A 23336-nucleotide genomic window follows, 5' to 3' on the forward strand; every position below is an offset into this window, starting at 1 on the left:
AAAACGCCGTGATGGGCGGGAAAATCCTGTTTCCCGCCCTGATCGACGTCCTCAGATCGGAGCGTCGATGTCCACGATGTTGATGAGCTTGTGGTTCACGAACTCCTTGATGCCCAGGCCCACCAGCTCGCGGCCATAGCCGGAGCGGGCGATGCCTCCGAACGGGAGGTCAGCCTTGGGGATCAGCGGATGGTTGACGTAAACCATGCCCGTGCGGATCTTCGACGCCACGCGGGCGCCACGGCTCTCGTCCTTCGTGAAGACGGCGCCACCCAGGCCATAGGGAGAGTCATTGGCGATGCGGATGGCATCGGCTTCGTCCTTGGCACGATAAAGCTGCGTGACCGGGCCGAAGAACTCCCAGTGACGGGCTTCATTGTTCTGGTCCAGTCCCGTCATCAGCAGGGGCTGGAAGAAGGAACCTTTGGTGGGGACCGGAGCGCCGAGGGGCTCGACCTTGGCGCCGTGCTTCTTGGCTTCCTCGACCTGCTTGCGCAGATCATCCGCCGCACCCTGCGAGCAGAGCGGGGCCAGGGTGATGGACGGATCCATCGGATCACCAGCCTTGAGTTCGGCAACACCCTTTTTGTGGAGATCCAGGAAGCGGTCATAAATTGCGTCGGCCACGATGATGCGCTTGGCGGAGACGCAGACCTGTCCGGCATTCCAGTGACGACCGAGGACCGCCCATTTCGCGGCCTTTTCGACGTCCGCATCGTCGAGCACGATGAAGGCATCGGCGCCGCCGAGTTCCATCGTGGCTTTCTTCAGCGCTTTGCCGGCCGTTCCCGAGATGATGACACCTGCACCCTCGGAACCCGTCAGCGCCACGCCGCAGACGCGGGGGTCATTCAGGATCATTTCCGTATGGGGACGAGCAAGATAGAGGTTACGGAACAGGCCCTTGGGCAGTCCGGCCTCATTCATCAGGTCTTCGCAGATCGCGGCGCACTGCGGCAGGTTGGAGGCGTGCTTGAGCAGGACCGCGTTACCGGCCGAAAGCTGCGGCGCGATGATGCGGACGACCTGATAGAACGGGAAGTTCCACGGCTCGATGGCCAGCACGATGCCAAGAGGTTCGTGAACCAGGGTCGCCTTGCCTTCGGCCGGATTGGCAACCGGAAGCGTCTCGGGCTTCAGAAGCTCTTCGGCGTGCTCGGCATAATATTCAAAGATTTCGGCGGAGAGGATGATCTCCATCTTTGATTCTTTGAACAGCTTGCCCATTTCGAGCGTGCCGAGACGCGCATATTTGTCGATGTCGCGGCGCAGGATTTCGGCGGCGGTCTTCATGATCTTTGCGCGTTCGGCAAAGGAGGTATCGCGCCAGCTTTCAAAGGCCTTGTAAGCGTCTGTCAGCGCAGCCTGGACTTCTTCATCCGTCGCGTTCGGGAAGGTCTTGAGGACTTCGCCGGTGTAGGGATTTGTCGTTGCGTAGGCCATGTTTACCTCGTTGCCGGTTGGGAAAAGGCGTGCGGCCGCGACAGGGCCGGTCGGATGGCTTTTCCCGTCATCATCTGGGGGAGCAAACAGGTTTCCAGTTCGGGACCGGGTGCAGAATGTCCGGGATGGACAGGGTGCGTTTCTGAAAGAACAGAAGAAGTATCTGTCTGGAGAAAATGGAATGAAGAGGACGCACTGGCCGCTTTGTCCTCAAAGGACATCGCGGATTTGTGGTTTGTCTTCAACATCCATTTTATCCTTTATCCGGACTGAAAACAGATAGACTGTCGAGTGGCAGGTTGTTGTCTAAATATGACACTCAGTGTCAGAAACGGGTATTATCCATATCCCGACTGATTACCAGAGCGCGGGCATCACATGGGTGTGAAGCGCCATCGCGTGCCCATGGCGCGCGCAGGTTCCGGGATGCGTAAAACTGCTGAAATTATGGAGAAAACCGGCCCATTCGGAATGTCAGGATTTTCTCTTCGGAGGACGGAGTCCGGTAGCGCTTTCAGGCGGCGCAGGAGGGCTTTTCAGAGTCGAAAAGGGAGTCGCCCGGCCTCAGGAACAGTGTCGTCCGGGCGCGGCGCAGTGGCCCGGGACATGCGTCATATCCCGGGGATAGGCGTGGTTCAGGAAGCAAAGACCTTGGAGATGGCGTCCTGCGCTTCCTGCTGGATCGCGCGCAGATGCTCCTCGCTGACGAAGCTCTCGGCGTAGATCTTGTAAACATCTTCCGTGCCGGAAGGACGGGCGGCGAACCAGCCGTTCTCGGTCACGACCTTCAGTCCACCGATCGGCGCATTATTGCCCGGCGCACGGGTCAGCTTGCTGATGATCTTGTCGCCCGCCAGCGTCTCCAGCGGGAACTGCTCGGGCGTGAGCTTGCTGAGCTTGGCCTTCTGTTCCGGATTGGCGGCGGCATCGATGCGCTCGTAATAGGGCGTGCCGAGGCGGGCGATGATTTCATGATAATGGGCGCTCGGGTTCTTGCCGGTCTTGGCCGTGATCTCGGCGGCCAGCAGGCCCAGAATGAGGCCGTCCTTGTCCGTGGTCCAGACGGTGCCGTCACGACGCAGGAAGGTTGCGCCCGCGCTTTCCTCACCGCCAAAGCCCAGCGAGCCATCCATCAGGCCCGGGACGAACCATTTCAGTCCGACCGGCACTTCAACGAGCTTGCGGCCCATGTCTTTTGCCACGCGGTCGATCAACCCGCTGCTGACGAGCGTCTTGCCCACACCCAGTTCCGGGCTCCAGTCCGGGCGGTTCCGGAACAGGTAGGAAATCGCCACTGCAAGATAGTGGTTCGGGTTCATCAGCCCGTCGGGCATGGCGACGATGCCATGACGGTCGGCGTCGGTATCGTTGGCGAAGGCCACGTCGAAACGGTCTCCCATCTCGATCAGACGCGCCATGGCGTAGGGAGAGGAGCAGTCCATGCGGATTTGTCCGTCCCAGTCAGCGGTCATGAAAGAGAAGGTCGGGTCTACCACATCGCTGACGACGGTGGCGTTCAGGCCGTAGCGCTCGATGATGGGCTTCCAGTAAGCCACAGCAGCCCCGCCCAGCGGATCAATACCGATCTTCACACCGGCATCGCGGATCGCCTTCATGTCGATGACGGAGTCCAGATCGTTCACATAAGGCGTGATGAAATCGTAGCCCTTGATGCAGGCTTTCTGCCGCGCCTGTTCGTAAGGCAGGCGTTTGACGTCCTTCAGATCATTGGCAAGGAAGTCATTGGCCATGTCCTGAATGGCCTTGGTGATGGCCGTATCAGCCGGCCCACCATTGGTCGGGTTGTATTTGAACCCACCATCGGAAGGCGGATTATGTGACGGCGTGATGACCACACCATCGGCCAGACCCGTGGTGCGGCCCTTGTTGTAGGTCAGGATGGCATGGGAAATGACGGGGGTCGGCGTGTAGCCGCCGTTTTCGTCAATCCGTGCATCGATCCCGTGGGCTGCAAAAACCTCGATGGCGGATTTCTGCGCCGGGCCGGACAGGGCGTGGCTGTCCATGCCGATGAAGAGCGGGCCGTCAATGCCCTCGGCCTTGCGATGGCGGCAGATGGCTTCGCAGATGGCGAGGATATGGTTTTCATTGAAGCTGGTATGGAACGAAGAGCCCCGGTGGCCGGAAGTGCCGAACGAAACGCGCTGCGTGGCAATCGAAGGGTCGGGCTTGCGGTCATAATAGGCTGCGATCAGGGCGGGAATATCGGTCAGCTGGTCAGAGGGAAGTTTTTTTCCGGCCAGGGGGCTGAGATGGGCCATTGCTTCACATATCCTTGCATTCGCCATTGGGCATTGCCGTCGGTTAACGGCCATAACGCATGAACGCCCGGTCCGGGCGCGTCGTTCGGGCAGGAAAACGTGTATCCGGATTGATGTCCAGAGAGACACGTCAGTTCTGTGAAGTTTGTGAGAAGCACGGTCAGGCGACGGCTCTGGTGACTTTCTGACCGGAAGCCGGGCTGTCACCAATGTCCCATTGATCGTGTGCTGTGCATATGCCGCAGGAAGGGACGATCACGATATCAGGGGCAGGGTCGCGAAACTCCGGTCAAACCAGAGGAGGCCGGATGTGGGCGCCGGAGCCTGTGTGATGGCCTCGATGCGGCAGAAGAGAACGGAATGTGTGCCGACATCCTGGCTCTGGTCGATCTGACAGGACAGGCTGACGAGGCTGTTGTGGAGTACCGGCTGTCCATGGGCATCGGGCTCCCACGGGGCAGCGGCGAAGCGCTCTTCCATGCTTTTGTGACGGCTGGCGAAATGGCCCGCGATGTCCTGCTGTTCGCCGCTGAGGATGTTGATGACGACGCGGCCATGCGCGTGAAACGCGTCATGGGAACGGGTCGAGCGGTTAATGCAGACCAGAAGGGTTGGCGGTGTATCGGTGACGCTGGTGACGGCAGAGGCAGTCATGCCGAAGCGGCCGTGCGGACCGTCCGTCGTGATGATCGTCACAGCAGCGGCAAGATGCGCCATGGCATCGCGGAACGCCGTGGTAGTGACGGTCTGTGCGGCGGGAGTGTCGGGCGTGGGAGTGTTCAGCATGGAGAGGTCCTTTCAGTTGGATCAGTGATCAAGGTTCTGGCCGTCATCGGGGCCTTTGAGCAGGCGGCTCTGTTCCCCTGTGATGCTGACGGGAATGTCTCCGCGGACCGTGATCCGGCGCAGGAGGCGGGGATGGGTGTCGAAATCGGCCGTGGCGTAATGCTGGGTGGCGCGGTTGTCCCAGATGGCGACGTCCCCGGGCTTCCAGTTCCAACGGACAGTATTGTCGATCTGCGTGATGTAGGACTGGAAGATTTCCAGCAGCCGGTTGGCATGCTGTGTGGGAATGCCGCGGATTTCCTTGAAGAAATGCCCCAGGATCAGCGTGCGCTCGCCGGTTTCCGGATGGACGCGGACGACGGGATGTTCCGTCTCGTAGATGCGTGAAATGAAGCGGGCGCGGAAATCGGCGATCTCTTCATGGCGCGTGTCGTATTTGTAGAAATTGGTGTCGTAATCGTTGCCGTGAACGGCCCAGAGCGTATCGGCGAGCTGTTGCAGCGGGGCGGGCAGGTCGTCATAGGCGGTGGCAGTGTTGGCCCAGAGTGTGCTGCCACCATAGGGCGGGATCGTAATCGCGCGCAGGATCGAGGCCTTGGGATAGGCGGGAACGAAGGTGACGTCCGTGTGCCAGGAATCCGTGGAGCGGCCGTTGCGGGAGTTCAGCTCGAACGTATAGGGCGTGCCGTCAGCGGCGGGGATGGTCGGATGGAGGATCGGGTCTCCAAAGACGCGGCTGAGCGTTTCGTGCTGGGCGTCATCAAGGAACTGATCGCGCAGGAAGATCACCTTGTGGCGCAGCAGGGCCTCATGGAGGAACGCCCTGTGTTCTTCAGACAAAGGCTCGCGGGCATTGATGCCGTGGACGATGGCGCCGATGCGGGATGTGACCTTTTCGGCCTTAAGCTGCGTCATGAGGGGGCTCCTTCGGACTGGGGGAGGGTGTGACTGCTGGTGCGGTCAGGTCGCGTGAGAGGCGGGGGCGTGATGAAGAAGGTAAGGATGGCGCTGGCCAGAAAGAGCGCGGCGTAGATGAGAATGATCCCCTGCGTGCCGACGGCGCCTTCAAAGGCGTAGACGATGAACGGCCCGATCCAGACGCTGCTGCCCGCGCCGAGATTGAGCAGGGACATGGCGATGCCCTTGTGGTCCGGTAGAAGGGACGGGGTCAGGGCCGAGAGCGGCACATATCCGGCGAGCGTCATGCCGAAGATTGCGGCGGAAGCGTAAACCGCAAGCAGGCTGCTCTGGGCGTAGAGCAGCGGGATCCAGTATAGCCCGATGCAGCTCAGTGCGCTGCCGATGCCGCCGAACCAGATGACAGTCTGGCGCCAGGAGATGTAGTCGCTGGCAAAACCGATCAGCAGGTTGAAGACGATATTGCTGGCGAAAATGATTTCCAGAAACCGGATCCACACGTCCTGCGACAGACCAAGGTGGCCCGTGAAGAAGAATGGCATGAAGACGATCAGGCCATGCGTGGCGCTGGAATTGACCGCGCGCACGATGCACGCCAGTCCGACGCCGGGATTGAGGCGGATCTGGCGGACTGTTTCGCGCAGGGTAGGGCCAATGTCTTTCAGGCTGCCGGTTTGTGCCCGCGGGGTCGCTGGCAGCGGCAGGACGGCAAGCACGCCCCCCGCTCCGACGCCGAGAAGCGCGATCCAGAGCGTGACGTATTGCCCGTAAACCGGCAGCAGAAGCTGGGCCACGATGGATCCGACCGTGGGCAGGCCGCAGGTGAAGCAGAACCAGAACAGCCCGACGGCGCGGCCCAGCCGGTCCTGCCGGATCGTGGTGACGAGCAGGGTCAGCAGTCCGTATGAGAACAGCGGATAGCCCGCGCCCCGCAACCCGTAGGTCAGCAGCAGGAGGGTGGGAGAGTGGGCCGGGATGGCCACGCCGAGGAACAGGAGCTGTGGGAGGATCCAGAACAGCAGGCCCGCCGTCATGACGGTCCGGCTACCGAAGATGTCGCAAAGCAAGCCCGAGAACCATGCGGCCAAAGCTGCGACCAGTCCGTAGGCCGTGAAAAGGAGGGCGACGAAATGCTCGCTCTGGCCTGTCTGGACCAGAAACGGCGACAGATAGCCGACCTCGACGCCGTCTCCGATCATGAAGACCAGAAGCCCGGCATACTGGAGGGCGAAGCTTCGGGGCAGGCGGTTTGCGGGCAGGAGGGGCACTGCGGGAAACGTCGTCTGCATGTCAGAAATCCGCATGAACGGCGCCGAAATACTGGCGTGGCGCACCGAGGACGACGGACTGGTAATCGCCGGCCATGGGATAGCCGTTCTGGCCCATGGTGGAGATGTATTTCACGTTCGTCAGATTATAGACGTTGAAGTCCAGCGAGAGGTGCTGGAGGAAGCCCGTATGGGACAGGCGGTGGAGCTGTTTGCTCAGGTCGTAGCGGGCGCCGAAATTGGTCAGCCAGTAGGACGGGACTTTCGTGTCACCCGTGTAGCTGAGGTTCCGCTTGCCGACATACTGGGCCTCGATATGCGCCTGAAGATCGTGCCAGGTGTAGGACAGATCAGCGTGGTACATGAGGCGCGGATAGGCCACGACCTGCTGGCCGCGGATGTTGTAGGTCACCCGCGATCCGTTGACGGTCTGGGTGATGTTATTGTCATAGACGGCATGGTTGTAGCTGATGCTGTTGGTCAGGCTCAGTCCCTTGACGGGCGTGAGTGTGACGGCACCGTCCACGCCACTCATCGTTACACCGCCGACATTCTGGATGGTGGTGTAGGGCTGTGTTGTCGGGCCGGTGGAGATGCGCTGCAGACGGTTTGAAAAGATCGTGTGGTAGCCGTAGAGCGACCCGCTGACGAGGCGGCCGGTGTAGCGGTAGCCGCCCGCGAAGTTCCAGTCGGTTTCAGGGCGCAGGGTGCTTTTGGACGCCAGATAGGCGGCCTGTGAGGTCGAGAACGGTGACGAGCCGCTGTTATAGCCCGAGACCGGATAGACCTTCACGTTTTCCGCGACGTCGAAATAGAGCTGATGGCCGGGAGCAAAGCGCCATTCCCCGCTGAAATGCGGCAGGAAAGGTTTGCTGGAAGTGAGGGAATCGCCGCCTGCGATGGCGGTGGTGCGGGTGTAGGTTTCCCAGTTGGCGAGCGCACCGACGCGCGTGGTGTTCAGGACGGAACGGAACCCGGCATGCAACGCGATGGTGTTGGTGACGTGGTAGGTGTCCTGAAAATAGGCAACGAATGTATTGGTGTTGAAGACCTGCCGATAGCCGTTCTGGAACGGGTTCTTGAGATTATCGAGACCATTGACCGGCGTTGCGGTGCCGTTGAGCACGTCTTCCAGCAGGGGCTCCTGATAGAGCGGTTTGCTGATATCGAAATGGGTGTTTTCGTACCAGATCCCGGCATTCAGCACGTTATGCGCGATGCGGTAGGACAGGGACGTCGTAAAACCAAAGCGGTCCGTATCGGGTTGCGTGACCTGATCGATCAGCGGTGCACCATTGGGTGAGGCGATCAACGGGCTTGCGACCGAACCGCGCTGGTAGGAACGGTGCCCATACACGGTGCTCTGCCAGCGCAGGCGGTCGGTCAGGGCAAGATCGGCCGAAACGCCGCCAACATAGGAATGCTGCATCTGTGCGCCCTCATAATAGGACGCGGTATAGGGACTCTTGAGATTCGCGTAGGCCGCCGGAACCTGTCCGCCGGGCAAACCACGCTGGGCCAGTGCAAGGCGGTAGGCTTTTTCGTAGCCGCCGGGCTGACCGATGAAGTTGTCGATCGCGTAGCCACCGTTGTTGAACATATCCAGGCTGTAGTCCTGGTAGTTCTGCATCTGCAGGTCCGAGTAATCGAAGAAGGCCGTGATGCGGCTGTCCTGCCCGATCGGGTGGAGGACTTTCGCGTTGACCTGCTGCATGAACTGGTCCTGTCCGCCACGCCATTTTGTGGTGTCGTTACGGGCATAGGACACATAAAAGCGCGTGCCTTGCGGATTCAGGTCGCCACTTTCGAGGCGCAGGAAGGTGCGATACGTCGCGTTGCTGCCAAAGGTCTGGTTTACGCTGGCGCCGCGTTTGTGGGAGGGGTCGCGGGAGATGAACTGCACCGTGCCGCCCAGATTGGACGTGCTGGCCACGCTCTCCGAACCCGTGGAGGCCGAGACGTCCATGCGCTCGATGTTTTCGGACGAAATGGCCGATGTCGGGCTCAGGCCGTTGACGTTGCTGAACTGCTGGTCCCCGAGCGGGATGCCATCCAGCGTCATGCCGATCTGGCTCTGGTCGAAACCATGCATCAGGAACGAGTTCTGCCAGGTGTTCACGCCCTGCGGATCGCCCGAATTGAACAGCACGCCCGGCAGCCTAGTCAGGGCCTTGAGCGGGTTGGTTCCGGCCGCATATTCGCGGATCGTGACGGCGGAGACGGGATTGGACACCCAGTTCGCCTGCCGGTGTCCTTCCACGCCGATGTTTTCGGTGCTGTGGGAGGTTACGGCATGCGGTTTTGTGGAAGGTTTGTGAGCAGGTGTTGTCGGTGTGGTGTGACGGGGCTTCTCACCGGGCCTGGTGGTTGTTGTATCTGCGAAAGCATGCGTGCTGACCGAGAGGGTCAGCAGGGCAATCAGGGAAACGGAGCCGCTGGGAATGCGGCTCGAAAACGGAAAAGCGGGCATGGAGAGACACTCACAAGATACAGGAAACGGGGATTTTCAGGTCTTGGGAGGATCAACAGCGCCAGGCCGGATGATCGGCGGCTGGATGTGCGGATGGGTTCTGCGGGAAGAGGCTTTCACGCAGGGTCTTGCCGGGTTTGGGTTTGATACGACCGCGCCGCTTCAGTTCCGGCAGGACGAGGCGGATGAAGTCGTTGTAGCTGTCCGGATTGACGAGTTGGATCAGGTTCAGCCCGTCGGTTTCTGACTCTTCGAGCCAGCGTTCGATCTGGTCGGCGACGGTTTCCGGGCTGCCGACGAAAGTCTTGGCGCGCCCGAAGCCTTCCGCCGGGCTCGTGGCTTCGGCGATGGTCCAGGACCGGCCGCTGATGGCGGGGTCGAACTGTTCGAGAACGGACTGGCTGGCTTCCGTCGGGCGATAGGTCAGGACCTCGTCCGCCTGGTTCTTGGAGAAATCCACGCCCGTCATGGAGGAATAATGGATGAGCGAACCGGTCGCGTCATAGAACGCCTTGTATTCCGCGAATTTGCGGATGGCCTCTTCTTCCGTCTCGCCCACCACGACGGCGGCGGCGCAGATGAAGCGCAGGCTGTCGGGATCGCGGCCTTCTTGCGCGGCTTCCTCGCGGATGCGCCGGACATTCTTGCGTGTCCCTTCTGCTCCGGCCCCGACGACGAAAATGACTTCCGCATGTTTGGCCGCGAAAGCGCCACCACGGGCAGAGGCGCCGGCCTGAAGAAGAACTGGAACACGCTGCAGGCTGGGCTCGGCGGTGTGGCCGTCCGGAACGCGATAGTACCGGCCGTCATGGCGGATGGGGTGGACTTTTTCCGGATTGGTATAGATCCACTCGCCCAAAGCCGTCTGGCCGCGGATGACGGCGTCTTCTTCCCAGGATTTCAGCCAAAGCTTGTAAACGACATCCATGAACTCGTCGGCGCGGTCATAGCGTTCGTCATGCGGGATCTGATGATCCAGCCCGAGATTGCGGGCCGCGCTTTCCTGCTGCGAGGTCACGATGTTCCAGCCCAGACGCCCCTTCGTCAGATGATCGAGGGTCGTGAGCTTGCGGGCGAGCAGATAGGGATGTTCGTAAGTCGTGGACAGCGTAATGCCGAAGCTGAGCGACGTTGTGGCAGCGGCCATGGCGGAGACCAGCAGGAGCGGGTCGATCAGCGGGGACTGGATGCCATGTTTCAGAGCCGCGTCCGGACTGTTGCCGTAAACGTCGATCTGACCAAGCGCATCTGCGATGAACAGGGCGTCAAACCCGGCCTCATCGAGCGTCCGGGCCAGTTCGGTCCAGTAGCTGATGTCCTTATAGCGATGGGTCTGATCAGCGGGATGGCGCCACAGCCCGTAATTCAGGTGCGAGACCGTGGCCATGGTGAAGCCGTTGAGGATGATATGCTGTCCCATTATGCCACTCCCACGCGCCACTGAACTGGCGGAAGAGTGCCGTTGACAGCGTAATCTCCGACGACGCGCGTGCGATAGACGCGAGGGTTGTGATTGCCCAGCGTGCGGACGTTGCGCCAGTGCCGGTCCAGTCCGGCGACGCGCAAAGTGGCCCCGCCACTCAGTGCATCGAACAGGGCCGTCGTGGCTTCCAGAACCAGCGGCAGGATACGGTCCTGAACCTGCCAGACTTCGAGTTCAGCACGGGCAACCGTGAGATCCAGTTCCGGAGCCGGGCTGTCCGCGACGGCCTGAATGGCGCGGGCGGCGCGTTCGACGGCAGCCCCGGCGATGTAGGCGCCGCTGAACACATGCCCGACGACTTCAAGGATCTGCGGATCCTCGGCGGGAAGGTCTGCATTGCCGTGACTGAAGGTGCGTTTGCGACGGCGGACGGCGTCCGCGACATCTGTTGCGGCGGCACGCGCAATGCCGGCGACGGTGGCGAGATGGTAGAGCTGAAAGAAAGCCTGCGAATGCGGGAAGGCCGTGTTGCCGTAGCGCAGATCGTCTTCTTCGGTGTGGACGTTGCGGAAATGCGCGGTGCCGCTGGCGGTCAGTCGCTGGCCAATGCCATCCCAGTCATCGACGATTTCAAGGCCGGGATCGTTGCGGGCAGCCAGTGTCTTGACGGTCTGGCCGTCTTCCGTGGTGCCGGTCACGGTCAGCCAGTCGGAGTAAAGCGAGCCGGTGGTGAAAAACTTGGAGCCGTTGATGACCCACTGGCCATCGGTCCGGGACAGGGTCGTGCTGAACAGATCGCGTTTGGAGGCCGGGCCTTCGGCGGCGGCGGCACCGGCGGTCTGTCCGGCACCAAGACGGTTGAGCCATTTTGTGCGGTAGGGGCCGGCAGGTTCTGACAGCAGATGCTCGACGAAGCCAAAATGGGCCCGGAGCGCCTGTGCGACGTTTGAATCGGCCGTGGCCAGTACGGTGATGAGGGAGAACAGATCTTCAAGGCTGGCGCCCAGGCCACCATGGGCGACGGGAACGCGAAGGGCTGTAAAGCCGCTGTCCTTGAGAAGACGGATCTGGTCGAAGGGCAGTTCGCGGTTCAGTTCGGCGTGCAGCGCCTGTCTGCGGATCTGCTCGAAAACGGGAGCGAAGCGGTCGTGAAGCGGTGTGGTTTCACGGGCATCCTGTCCCCAGAGAAGGGAAAGGTCAGGAAGCGGAGCGGAGATATAGGTCATGGGATCTGCCTGTGGCGTGCGGTCCGAACAAGGGGCGTGAGAGCGGGGAGAAGCCCGGCATCATCGGAGGACAGGAACAGGACAGCATTGCAGACATAAAACTAAACCTTTTCGTATTTATTGAGGATATAAGAATTAGTGTCGTGATTCTTTTGTTCCGTCAACAGGATAGTTATTTGTTAAAAACACTAAACGAAAAGGTTATAACGGGGTCACGGCGCTGCCGGATGCATGTTCGGGCAGGACGCTGTACGGTCGTGGGCAGTGTGCAGATGATGCCGGGATGGGATCATCAAAGAACAGCAACCGGGCAGAAGGCGGGCAGGACGGATGGATCAGTCTTTCAGGAAGGTGTTTGGAGCCGTGCACAGTCTTGTCCCGTGCTGTTCGGCGCCGGCCGGGCTTGAGGAGTTTTTCAGAACGCTGAGAGAAGTCATCCAGCGTGAAATTGCGCCCTGGGCCGCGGAAAATGACCGCATCGGACGCTATCCACGGGCCAGCATCCAGGCATTGAAAGACTGCGGACTGATGCGAGCACCTCTACCGGTCTCGCTTGGGGGCCTTGGATTTTCGCAGGCCCTGTCGCAGGAACTCTTTCTGGAACTCGGGATGGCGGACCCGTCCGTGGCGCAGATTTACAAGGTGCATGACGATGCGGTCCGGGAGTTGCTGTCCGTCGCATCTCCGGAGTTTTCCCGACGGCTTGCGGAGCGGATCTGTTCGGAGAACGCCATTATTGGAATGGCGATTTCGGAGAACGGAAAGCGCGCGGTCGATTTTGGACATGTGGTGTCGCGGCCGGAAGGGGCAGGGCATCTTATTGACGGGCGCAAGATTTATGCGACCGGAGCTGTGGGGGCGGATCTGCTGCTGGTGTCGTCCTATGACGTGGTGGCGGAGGCGGTGCGGCTGGACTTACTGCCATCGGGGACGAAAGGGATCCGGTTCGGAGAGGACTGGAACCGGCTGGGGCAGCGGGCAACGGATTCCGGAAGTGTGGTTCTGGAGCATGTCCTGACGCAGCCGGAATGGTCGGTGCTGACGGCGCAGTCCAAGCCGCAGATCCATGCACCTTTGCGCTATCAGAACGGGTTTTCGATGATCCTGGCAGGGATCGGACTGGCGGCCCTGCAGGCTGGCATCGGATTTGCGCGGGAGCACAGCCGCCCCTGGGCATCAGCGGGTGTGGAAGCGGCAGCGGATGATCTGCTGGTGCGTCGACTGTTCGGAGAAATCGGTGCGGAACTGGCGGCGGCATGTGCGAGTGTGCGGGTTGCGGCCGGATTGCTGGATGCGTTCGAACGCGGAGAGTGTACGCGGACGGATGTGGCCATTCCGGTTTATGCGGCGCGGTCTGCGGCGTCACGGGCCGCACTTCGGGCGAGTTCGGATCTCATGGCGGCGCTGGGTGCGCGGGTGACGGATGCGGCTTACGGATTGGACCGTTACTGGCGGGATGCAAGGACGCTGTCCCTGCATGATCCGGTGGAGTGGAAGCACGAGGAAATTGGGCGGAACCTTCTGACGGGGTGGGATCCTAAGCCCGGGCTTTATCAGTAGTTATAGAGAGGCTCTGGCCTCTCGCGTGCTCGTGTCCTTAGGCCCTGCCGATCTCACCGTCGGTCGACGATCCCTGAAACAGGCGAGCGGCGATCGAGTTCGCGAACAGGACACAGGCCGTGCTGTCCTCAGAAATGGGCACTGATGGTTCCGAAGAACTGACGTGGCGCACCCATCAGGAAGTAATTGTATCCGGTATTGACGAAATTGTTGCCAAGCTCGTTGGTCGTCGAAACATAGGTCTTGTTGGCAAGATTGTAGATGTTCAGGCTTGCCGTCAGCCCCTTGAGGACGCTGATATTCCCGAAATTGTAGCGTGCCCCGAAATTGGCGAGGAAATAGCCCGGGACGTGCAGATCGTTCGTGTAGGTCAGTTGCCGGCTCGACAGGTAAGTCCCATCGACATGCACCTCAAAGCCGCCGATGCGGTAGGTGATGTTTCCCTTGTACATGAACTGCGGATAGTTCGGCACGAGTTTGCCGCGTGTCGCCTCCACACCGGATGCAGTCGTGACATCCTGATCGTAGGTGGAGTGGGCGTAGGAGAACGAGTTGTAGATCGACAGCCCGTCGACCGGCCGGATCGTGACGCTGGCTTCCGCACCGTTCGTTGTCACGCCGCCCACGTTCTCGACCGCCGTGATCGGGTTGATGCCTGACTGGCTGTTGATCAGCTGAAGACGGTTGGAAAAGTTGATCCGGTACAGGGAGGCCAAGGCACTCAGGAACGGCGTCGTGTAGCGGTAGCCCCCTTCATAGACCCAGTCGGTTTCGGGGCGCAGCGTGCTCTTTGTGCTCTGGAAAGCACTCTGCGAAGACGTCCAAGGCGTTGCGGAGACATTGGTGCCGTATCCGTCCTCGGGGAAAGAGCGCATGTTGTGTGAGACGTCGAAGAACAGTTCATGATGCGGCAGGAAGCGCCAGTTGGCCGAAACCTGCGGCAGGAACGCGTTGGAAGCCTCAAGCCGCCCCTGCGCGATCTGTGTGCCGTTGATGGCGAGGCTCTGCGTCGGAACGCTGTTTCCGGCATTCACGATCATGGACTTGAAGCCCGCATTGACCGTCAGGGTCTTCGTGATCCGGTAGGTGTCCTGAAGATGGAACACGAACGTATTGGTTGAGAAGGCTTCCTGCCAGGGTTGGGCAAAAACCTTGCTGGTGGGAAAGCCCGTCGTCGGATTGCCAAGCGTGCCCTGTCCCAGAACCGGGGCCTCGGTGAAATAGCGGCTTTCGTTGAAATTGCCGTATTCGTACCAGACACCGGCATTGATCGTATGGCGCGCGATTTTATAGGTCAGCGCGGTCTGGAACCCGCCGCGTGCGATTTCCGGCGTCTGGATACGCTGTGACAGCGGCGCGCCATTCGGGGACGGCATGTAAGGTGTGGTCCAGGTGCTGTAGCCGGTATCGGCGTGACCGTAGAGAGTGGTCTTCCAGTTCAGCCGGTCCGTGAAGTTCTCGTCCAGCGTCAGGCCACCCAGATAATCGACGCGGTTGGCCGTGCCGGCATAATAGGCTGCGTCATACGGATCATTGGTTTTCTGCAATGCCGGGCGATAGATGCCCTGCGCTGCCTGATAGGCTGCCGTATAATCCGGATAGTAGTTCGCAAGGTTCGGACCGACCGTATGCAGGTAGTTCATGGTCATGTCCTGGTAGTCGAACTGCTGTGTCGAGCTCCAGTCGAAGAACGCCTTGATGGACGATCCCCGCGCCAGCGGCTGGACGATCTTCGCGTTTACCTGATCGGAATAATCGTAGCCGCCGCCCTTCCACAGATTCATGTTCGTGCGGGCATAGGCCACGTAGAAGCGTGTTCCGGACTTGTTGAGGTCGCCGCTGTCCAGCCGCACATAGGTGCGCATTGCGGAATTGCTGCCGAAGGTCTGGCTGACCGTCCCGCCGCGTTTGTGGGCGGGGTCGAGGGAATGGATCTGGATTGCACCGCCCAGATTGCTGGTGGAGGCGACATCAATCGCACCGGCACCCTGCGAGACATCCACCCCGTCGACGTCATCGGAGATGATCGAGCGCGTCACGCTCAGACCGTTGTAGTTGTTGAACTGCTGGTCTCCGAGCGGGATGTCATCAAGCGTGAAGCCAAGCTGGGACTGGCTGAAACCGCGCATGAAGATCTGGCTGGAATATTCATAGGCACCGAACGGATCGGCGGACTGGTAGACGACGCCGGGCAGTTGGCTCAGGACTTTGAGTGGCGAGGTTCCCGGTGCGCTCTGCAGCATTATGCTGTGTGTAATGCTGGTCATCTGGCGTGTGGAGCCATGGCCGAAGACGGTAATCGCCTCGTCATGTCCGGAAATGCGGACTTCCTTTTTCGCCGGGGCTTTCCGGGCAGTTTTCGGAGCGGTAGCAGCATGGGGCGTCCGGGACGGCGCCTCTGTCGTCCTGCCGGATGTGTCGGCTGCGCGAGCCGGGTTGGAGAGAAGCCCCGGACAGAGAGCGGGGATCATTGCCACGCCACTGAGGACGGTCGAAAGCGTGAGAGCCTGTCGCGTGATCATTTGATCGTTCCTTGGTTTGCCGGCGTCGGCAGGGAGAAAGGGGGCATGGGGAACGCAGCGTGACTGTCCGATGCATCCGTTTCACGAAGTCCGAACTGGTAGATGGCAGCGCAGGTCAGCCCTACGCCGCAGGCAACAAGCATCGAAGGCGCGAAGGATCTGAAGTGATCCACCATGATGCCGGTCACGACAGGGGCCAGCGCACCACCGAGTGAGCCTCCCGTGTTCTGGATGGCCTCAAGCGTCGCAACGCGATGCTCTGCGGCAATGACGGTTCCCAGCGTCCATCCCGTGCTCATGGCGACCCCGCCCGCGAACAGGGCGGCGGCCATGAAGACCATTGAAATGGTCAGCCTGGTATCAAGCGCGGTCAGCCCGGTCATGATGGCTGCCATAATCATCGAGAGAACGAGCGGACGGCGGCAGGCTTCCAGTCGTCCCAAACCCCGCGCCATCAGGCGATCTGAAAGCAGGCCACCCGTCAGGTTGCCGGCGAAACCGCAGATCTGGGGCAGGGCCGAGAGCAGCCCGGCTTGTGTGGCAGTAAGATGATAGGCGGACTGAAGCCATGCGGGCAGCCACGTCGCATATAGCCAGGTCAGGTAGATGATGCCGGCAAAACCGGCAGTCACGATCCAGCTGGAGCGCTGGCGCAGGAGATATCCCAGATCATCGCGCAGGACGGACGGCGGCCGGGAAGGTGTGGATGTCTGGGTTGTCGGATCGCGGTAATAGAGCACCCAGACCAGCCCGAGCAGCAGGCTGAGCACGCCGATGCTGACCGACATGCCGCGCCAGCCCTGGAAGGCCATGATCGCCAGCAGCAGAGGAGGGGCAAGCGCTGGCCCGAGGGCCGCCGAACCGTTGAAAAGCCCGATGACCGTTCCTCTCTCCGCAGGCGGGAACCAGCGTACGAGCACGCGTGTCCCCGCCAGAAAAAGCGGGGACTCCCCTATGCCGAGCAGGATCCGGCACACGAACAGCCCCGCCACGCTCGGCATCAACCCAAAGCCGATCTGGGCGCAGGACCACACGCACAGACCGGCCCCGAGCAGCATTCGCCCGCCCAGACGATCGGCCAGAAGCCCTGCGGGAATCTGGCTGACGAGATAGGCCCAGGCGAACACGGATAGCAGCCAGCCCATGCCGGTGTAGGACATGTGCATGCTGGACATGATGGCGGTGTTGCCGATGGAGAGGGCCGCGCGATCAATGTAACTGATGCATCCTGCCATCACGAGCAGCGAAACACTCAGACGCCGCCGCCAGCCCGGAATGACAGTCATGCTGTGGGCTCCCACAGGCAGATTTCCACACGCCTGATGCTGGCAGGATTGGAGCAGGTTTCCTCCCGGATGAGGCGCGTGATCAGGCGTCGCAGCGGCATGGCTGATTGAGACAGACTCTGGCCGTATGCCGTTGGAACCGGTTCAGGATGTCGCCGCTTGGCTGTGCGCAGGATCAGAGGAAATTCCATGAAACGTTCGAGTGTCAGGACAGCATGATTGATTGTGGAAAAACTGCCCCACAGCTGCTGTGACCTGCGTCAGAAAAGCGGTATCAATCAGAGCTACAAAATATGTTGGCGCTGTAAGTTCCCTAAGCGGCAGATTTCGCAAAAGCCGGACCCTATAAAATCATAAGTATTCATTTGATCCGTGAAATCGCGGACTCTTCGCTTGGGCGATATCATCCATCAGTCGGGCGTGCAGAAAGCCGTCACTTTTGCGGGAAGTCGAAATCGGGAAATAACAGCGCCCTCGTAGCATGTGTGGCCTTCCGAGACCGGATTGCCGCGTGATCGGCTGGGCTGACTGCCCTTTTGTCACTGTATCCTGAGTTCAACAAATTACAGAGTGCGATTTTTTTGAAAGAGAAGTCGATTTCTTGATTTCTACTACTGTTATTTTTCAGGCGCAGAATACTGCATGGCATGCAACGAAATATCTTTTCATGAGTTGAGGTGTGATCGCATTGCAAAGTTTCACCGCGCATCATGTCCAGGGAATGGATGCGATCGTCAGGTAGAAAAGGCCAGAATGGGAATGACGGTTTGATGCCAGGGCCTGTAGTGAAGTCCGGTTCCCTTCTTGGCCGACGGATTGCGATTGTTGGGGGAGGGCCGGGCGGGCTGGCTTCGGCGATGCTGCTGGCCCATGAGGGCGCGGACGTCACGCTTTATGAGCGGCACGGTCAGCTCGGCGGACGGTCTTCCGCGATTGAGGGTGAGACGGAGGCCGGGGCGTTCCGGTTCGATACCGGTCCGACATTCTTTCTCTATCCCCAGATCCTTCGGGACATCTTCACGCGCTGCGGGCTGCGGATGGAAGATACGATCACCCTCAAAAAACTCGACGAAAACTATGATCTGGTTTTTGAAAATGGGCCCTCCCTGAAGGTCACGTCCGATATTGACGTGCTTGAGCGTGAGATCGCGCGGATTGATGTGCAGGATGCCGGGCGGGTTCGGGATTTCATGGTCGATAACCGTGCCAAGTTCCGCAACTTCATTCCTGTTCTGCAGCGGCCTTTCAACAGTGTGCTGGATCTGCTGCGGCCGGACATGCTGCGGGCTTTTCCGAAGCTGCGGCCGCTGTCTTCGGTGGATCGGGATCTGAGCCGGTATTTCCGTGACCCGAGGACGCGGCTCGCCTTTTCATTCCAGAGCAAATATCTCGGCATGTCGCCCTACAGATGCCCGAGCCTGTTCACGATCCTGAGTTTCATGGAGCATGAATTCGGCATCTATCATCCCGTTGGCGGAACGATGGCTGTCATGGAGGCCATGGGGCAGGCGGCGCAACAGCTTGGGGTTAAGATCCGTCTGAATACACCCGTGCGCGAGATCCTGACCCGTAAGGGGCGCGCAACGGGGGTGCTGACGGATCAGGGGCCTGAGCGGGCGGATGCCGTCATCATCAATGCCGATTTCGGGCGGGCGATGACGAAGCTGGTTCCGGATCGCAAGCGCCGTCGGTGGAAGAACCGGTCCATCGAGCAGAAGAAATATTCCTGCTCGACATTCATGATGTATCTCGGGATCGAAGGAAGTGTGCCGGACAAGGGGCATCACACGATTTTCCTTTCGGAATCCTATGATCGGAATTTCGCTGAAATCGAGGCCGGGGAAATGCTGTCCGAGGAGGCGTCCCTCTACATCCAGAATGTCTGTGTGACCGATCCGGATCAGGCGCCTGCGGGGCATTCCACGCTCTATGTCCTGATGCCGGTCGGGCATCTGCGTGATGGCGGTGTGGACTGGACGGATGAAACACGGGCACAGGCCCGCAGCCTTGTCATGGCGCGTCTGGAGAAGGCCGGGTTTACAGATATCGAGAAGCGGATCCGCTTTGAGAAGATCATAACGCCGACCGACTGGGAGGAGCGTTATGACGTTCACAAGGGGGCGGTTTTCAATCTGGCGCATAATCTGGGGCAGATGCTGCACCGACGGCCGCATAACCGTTTCGAGGATATCCGGGGCGTTTATCTGGCGGGTGGGGGAACCCATCCGGGCAGTGGGCTTCCGGTAATTTTTGAGGGCGCGCGGATCAGCAGTGATCTGGTGATCCGGGATCTCGCACCCCGCAGGCGCTTTGCGTTTTTCAAACGGCGTTCCCGGAAAGGGGCCACCCATGTCACGTCCTGATGAGAAGTCGTCCGTCATTGTCATTGGCGCCGGGTTGGGCGGGCTTGCGGCAGCCTGCACGATGGCAGCGCGTGGTCATAAGGTGACCGTGCTTGAGGCCAATGAGTGGCTGGGGGGCAAGGCTGCGGAATGGCGGGAGGCCGGCTATCGCTTCGATATGGGGCCGACGATCCTGACCGTTCCGCGTGTGCTGGAGCGTGTTTTCTCCGAAGCGGGCGTTGATATGCATGAGCGGCTGGATCTGCGTCGGCTTGATCCGCAGTGGCGCTGCTTTTTCGAGGATGGGCAGACGCTTGATCTGGAAGAAAATGCGGAACGGATGGCGCAGGTTCTGGAAAGCCTGTGTGCGGGGGATGGCGACGGATATCGCGACCTGATGGAAACCAGCCGTCAACTGCATGAGACGTCCGAACGGTTTTTCTTCTGGAAAAGCGTGGGCGGCATTGCGGATACGATGGATCTGCGCAGCACCTTCACGCTTGCGACTTTGCGCGATGTGCTGCGACTGCGAATGGACTCCACGTTTGCGCGGGAAATCCGCAAGCGCATCCATAATCCCCAGGCGGCCCAGATGCTGGATCATCTGACGCAGTATGTGGGCTCCAACCCGTTTCAGGCGCCGGCCGTGCTGCTGGGGATTGCCGACATGCAGAGCCATGACGGGGTCTGGTATCCGATGGGGGGCACGCGTGCCGTTCCGGGAGCGCTGGTCCGGCTTGGCGAAGAACTCGGAGCCGAATTCAGGACCGGGGTCCGAGTGCAGCGGATCCTGACGCGGAACGGGCGGGCCTGTGGAGTTCTGACATCGGAAGATGATGTGCTGGAAGCGGATGTAATCATCTCCAACATGGACAGCGTGCGCACAATGCGGGAACTGCTGGCGCATGTTCCGGCCTCAGGGTTCGAGCGTCAGTGGAAGCGGCGCAGACCAGCCTGTTCGGGTGTGGTGCTGTATCTGGGGCTGGATCGTACCTACGATCATCTGGCGCATCATGACTTTGTCTTTTCCGCGGACCCGGAAGAAGAGTTCGACGCCATCTATCGCCGGGGCGTACCTGCGCCGGACCCGACCTGCTATCTCGCGGCACCGTCACGGACTGATCCGGATGTGGCGCCGGAAGGGGGCGAGGCGCTGTATGTTCTGGTGCACACGCCCTACATCCATCGCGGTCAGGACTGGCAGGAGATGTTTCCGGGATATCGACAGGTCATTCTGGACAAGCTGAAACGCTGCGGAAGAATGCCTGATCTGGAAGATCGGATCAGGGTGGAGCATCATCTGACGCCGCTCGATATCCAGGAGCGTTATTCGACGCTGCGCGGGGCGATTTACGGTCTGGCGAGCCATGGGCGTCTCAACGGGGCGTTCAAGCCTGCGAACCGTTCAGTGGACGTGCCGGGGTTGTATCTTGCGGGCGGCTCCGCGCATCCGGGGGCGGGAATGCCGATGGCGCTGATGTCGGGCTGGATTGCGGCGGATTGTGCCGATCATGACATGGCGGAAGCGCGCGCATCATGACAGCGCCCGGAGGGCGTCATCTGCTGGTGGCCGCGCTTGTTTCGCGGGGGATGCGTCGGGGGATTGAGCGGCGTTTCAATGCGGTCCGGCTGTCGGGAAATGGCGAGGTATTGCGTCATCGCGGGCCTCTTGTCGTGTGTGCGAACCATCCGGGGTGGTGGGATCCGGCGGTTTTTGCGTGGTTGCAGCATCATTTTTTCGGGCATTGTCACGGCTACGGGCCGATGGAGGCTGCGGCATTGCGTCGCTACCCGCTGCTGGAAAAGGCGGGGCTGATACCGGTTGATCCGGATGATTCGCAGTCGCTTCGGCAGTTTGTCCGGGTGGCGCGGGATGTGCTGCGGCAGGGTAATGTTTTGTGGATTACGCCTCAGGGGCACTTTACTGACAGTCGTGTCCGGCCCATCCGGCTTCAGCCGGGATTTGCGCATCTGGTGCGGCATATGCCTTCGGTCCGGCTTGTGCCGCTGGCGATCGAATATCCGTTCTGGAACGAGAGCCGGCCGGAACTGCTGCTCAGGTTCGGCGCACCGGTGTCTGTGGGCGAGGGGGAGGGTGTGCGCAGTGTGACGACACGCATGGAGGAGGCCCTGACGGAGACGATGGATACGCTGACCCAGGATGCGTGCATGCGTGATGCGTCGCGTTTTACGACGTTTGTGCAGGGGCAGGCGGGGATTGACGGCATTTATGATTTGGGACGCAGGGTCCGGCAGTGGGTGCGGCGGGAGAATTTTCAGCCCCGGCATGATCCATGACCCGGAAGCTTGAGAAACTGGCATTCGGCGCGGCTCTTCTGCCGTTTGTCATGACGCTGCTGAATCTCGGCCGGTTACGCAGGCTTCCGGACACATCCGGGCATGGGCAGGTCTCTGTGCTGATCCCGGCGCGGGATGAGGAAGACACCATCCAGGGGGCGATCGACACGGTTCTGGCCAGTCAGGGGGTGGAGCTGGAACTGATCGTGCTGGACGATCATTCGAGCGACAGGACGCTGGATATTCTGCGGGCCTCCACGGACCCTCGGCTGCGGATTTTGCAGGCGCCGGACCTTCCGGAAGGTTGGTGTGGCAAGAGCCATGCCTGTGCGCTGCTGGGAGATGCTGCTCGGAATGAGTTGATGCTGTTTGTGGACGCGGATGTGCGGCTGCGGCCCGATGCGCTGGCGCGGCTTTCCGCCCTGATGTCAGAGCAGCCTGAAATTGCGTTTCTCAGTGGTGTGCCCCGGCAGGTGACGCGGACATTTCTGGAATGGCTGCTGCTGCCGTTCATTCATGTCCTGCTGCTGGGGTATCTGCCGATGGTATTCGACACCGGGCGGAAGCCGGAGTTTGCCGCGGCCTGTGGGCAGCTCGTTCTCGTAAGACGCAGTACTTATCGGGTGAGTGGGGGGCATGCTGCCATCCGCGACCGGCTGCATGACGGGCTTGCGCTTGCACGGCAGTTTCGGAGCGCTGGCTTCCGGACAATGCTGTTTGATGCGACGGATATCGCGTCATGCCGGATGTATCACCGGGCGGCAGATGTCTGGAACGGGCTTCTGAAAAACGCGACGGAAGGCATGGCGACGCCTCGCGGACTGCCGGTCTGGACCGGACTGCTGGGCGCGGCGCAGATCCTGCCGTTCGTGCTGCCCGCAACGCGGGTGTCCCGGCTGGCGGCCGGGCTATCGCTTCTGACACGCGGGCTGATCTCGTACCGCTTCCGGCAGGGCTGGGGCACGGTTGTGCTGGCGCCCCTTGGGACGGCGATACTGCTTCTGCTTCAGTGGCAGGCACTGATTGGCGGATATCTGGGGCATGCGCCGCACTGGCGGGGACGGTCCTATCCACGGAGGTCTGTATGATGAAACTGCCTTTGACGATGTTTTTGCTGCTGCTGCCCTGCATTGCGCGGGCCGCTGCTCTTGATGTGACGGTGACGAATATTCCGGATGAGACGGGGAACATTCGCGTGGCTGTCTGTACGAAGGCGGAGTTCCTGCAGCCGGATTGCGGGTATCATGCCATTGCGCCGTCCCGGGCGGGGCAGGTCAGCGTGACGTTCGGGGACGTCCGCCCCGGAGTTTATGCGGTTCAGGTCTTTCAGGATCGCAATGCCAATCAGAAGCTGGACACGAATTTTCTGGGGATGCCGAAAGAGCCGCTGGGGTTTTCGCGCAATCCCCCAATGCATTTCGGGCCGCCCCGGTTTGCCGATGCGGCGTTTTCTCTTGGAACGCAGAACAGCGCCGTCTCCGTGGCGCTGAGAACGAAATAGAGGCCGGATGC

16 protein-coding genes are annotated in these 23336 nt (G+C 60.7%); 6 read left to right on the forward strand and 10 right to left on the reverse strand.

Features of this window, described 5'->3' with window-relative positions:
- Window positions 1-51 precede the first annotated feature (51 nt).
- The 8 genes from ACJ2A4_RS11330 to ACJ2A4_RS11365 all read right to left on the reverse strand — a co-directional run bounded on the left by ACJ2A4_RS11330 (window position 52) and on the right by ACJ2A4_RS11365 (window position 11816).
- Window positions 52-1443: an NAD-dependent succinate-semialdehyde dehydrogenase gene (locus ACJ2A4_RS11330; RefSeq protein WP_408872893.1), complete on the reverse strand. Its 1392-nt coding sequence runs from the start codon at window positions 1441-1443 to the stop codon at window positions 52-54.
- 635 nt (window positions 1444-2078) lie between these two features.
- Entirely contained in the window at window positions 2079-3725 is a 1647-nt protein-coding gene (gene pgm / locus ACJ2A4_RS11335) for a phosphoglucomutase (alpha-D-glucose-1,6-bisphosphate-dependent) (RefSeq protein WP_408872894.1), read from the reverse strand.
- A 255-nt stretch (window positions 3726-3980) separates the two neighbouring features.
- Window positions 3981-4511 carry a flavin reductase gene (locus ACJ2A4_RS11340; protein ID WP_408872895.1) on the reverse strand — a complete coding sequence of 177 codons (531 nt, stop codon included), beginning with the start codon at window positions 4509-4511 and terminating at the stop codon, window positions 3981-3983.
- Window positions 4512-4532: 21 nt separating this feature from the next.
- Window positions 4533-5426 carry a TauD/TfdA dioxygenase family protein gene (locus tag ACJ2A4_RS11345; protein WP_408872896.1) on the reverse strand — a complete coding sequence of 298 codons (894 nt, stop codon included), beginning with the start codon at window positions 5424-5426 and terminating at the stop codon, window positions 4533-4535.
- Window positions 5423-6718 (reverse strand): MFS transporter, encoded by a 1296-nt coding sequence (locus ACJ2A4_RS11350; RefSeq protein WP_408872897.1) that lies wholly within the window; start codon window positions 6716-6718, stop codon window positions 5423-5425. Before ACJ2A4_RS11350 ends, ACJ2A4_RS11345 begins: the two co-directional genes overlap by 4 nt.
- Before the next feature lies 1 nt (window position 6719).
- On the reverse strand, window positions 6720-9167 hold the full coding sequence (locus ACJ2A4_RS11355; protein ID WP_408872898.1) for a TonB-dependent receptor: 2448 nt from the start codon (window positions 9165-9167) through the stop codon (window positions 6720-6722).
- Between the two features lie 52 nt (window positions 9168-9219).
- A complete protein-coding gene (locus ACJ2A4_RS11360; protein ID WP_408872899.1) occupies window positions 9220-10587 on the reverse strand; it encodes an LLM class flavin-dependent oxidoreductase in 1368 nt (455 codons plus the stop codon).
- A complete protein-coding gene (locus tag ACJ2A4_RS11365) occupies window positions 10587-11816 on the reverse strand; it encodes an acyl-CoA dehydrogenase family protein (RefSeq protein ID WP_408872900.1) in 1230 nt (409 codons plus the stop codon). Before ACJ2A4_RS11365 ends, ACJ2A4_RS11360 begins: the two co-directional genes overlap by 1 nt.
- Window positions 11817-12179: 363 nt before the next feature.
- Here ACJ2A4_RS11365 and ACJ2A4_RS11370 point away from each other — a divergent pair, with 363 nt between their 5' ends.
- Window positions 12180-13376, forward strand: a complete 1197-nt coding sequence (locus ACJ2A4_RS11370; protein WP_408872901.1) for an acyl-CoA dehydrogenase family protein — start codon at window positions 12180-12182, stop codon at window positions 13374-13376.
- A gap of 128 nt (window positions 13377-13504) precedes the next feature.
- Here ACJ2A4_RS11370 and ACJ2A4_RS11375 read toward each other — a convergent pair whose 3' ends face one another.
- Together ACJ2A4_RS11375 and ACJ2A4_RS11380 are read right to left on the reverse strand one after the other, a co-directional pair.
- Window positions 13505-15898 carry a TonB-dependent receptor gene (locus tag ACJ2A4_RS11375; RefSeq protein WP_408872902.1) on the reverse strand — a complete coding sequence of 798 codons (2394 nt, stop codon included), beginning with the start codon at window positions 15896-15898 and terminating at the stop codon, window positions 13505-13507.
- Entirely contained in the window at window positions 15895-17184 is a 1290-nt protein-coding gene (locus ACJ2A4_RS11380) for an MFS transporter (protein ID WP_408872903.1), read from the reverse strand. The genes ACJ2A4_RS11375 and ACJ2A4_RS11380 overlap by 4 nt, the downstream gene beginning before the upstream one ends.
- A 770-nt stretch (window positions 17185-17954) precedes the next feature.
- On the opposite strand from ACJ2A4_RS11380, the gene ACJ2A4_RS11385 reads away from it, so the two are divergent.
- The 5 genes from ACJ2A4_RS11385 to ACJ2A4_RS11405 are packed head-to-tail and all read left to right on the forward strand — an operon-like array spanning window position 17955 to window position 23325.
- Window positions 17955-19547, forward strand: coding sequence for a phytoene desaturase family protein (locus ACJ2A4_RS11385; protein ID WP_408872904.1), 1593 nt, complete (start codon window positions 17955-17957; stop codon window positions 19545-19547).
- Window positions 19534-21066: a phytoene desaturase family protein gene (locus tag ACJ2A4_RS11390; protein ID WP_408872905.1), complete on the forward strand. Its 1533-nt coding sequence runs from the start codon at window positions 19534-19536 to the stop codon at window positions 21064-21066. The genes ACJ2A4_RS11385 and ACJ2A4_RS11390 overlap by 14 nt, the downstream gene beginning before the upstream one ends.
- Window positions 21063-21824: a lysophospholipid acyltransferase family protein gene (locus tag ACJ2A4_RS11395; protein WP_408872906.1), complete on the forward strand. Its 762-nt coding sequence runs from the start codon at window positions 21063-21065 to the stop codon at window positions 21822-21824. The genes ACJ2A4_RS11390 and ACJ2A4_RS11395 overlap by 4 nt, the downstream gene beginning before the upstream one ends.
- The gene (locus ACJ2A4_RS11400) at window positions 21821-22912 is read left to right on the forward strand and encodes a glycosyltransferase (RefSeq protein WP_408872907.1); all 1092 of its coding nucleotides are present in this window, start codon (window positions 21821-21823) and stop codon (window positions 22910-22912) included. The genes ACJ2A4_RS11395 and ACJ2A4_RS11400 overlap by 4 nt, the downstream gene beginning before the upstream one ends.
- Window positions 22909-23325, forward strand: coding sequence for a DUF2141 domain-containing protein (locus ACJ2A4_RS11405; protein WP_408872908.1), 417 nt, complete (start codon window positions 22909-22911; stop codon window positions 23323-23325). Before ACJ2A4_RS11400 ends, ACJ2A4_RS11405 begins: the two co-directional genes overlap by 4 nt.
- Window positions 23326-23336: the final 11 nt, after the last annotated feature.

The organism is Gluconobacter roseus, from assembly GCF_046058915.1.
Lineage (GTDB): Bacteria > Pseudomonadota > Alphaproteobacteria > Acetobacterales > Acetobacteraceae > Gluconobacter > Gluconobacter roseus_A.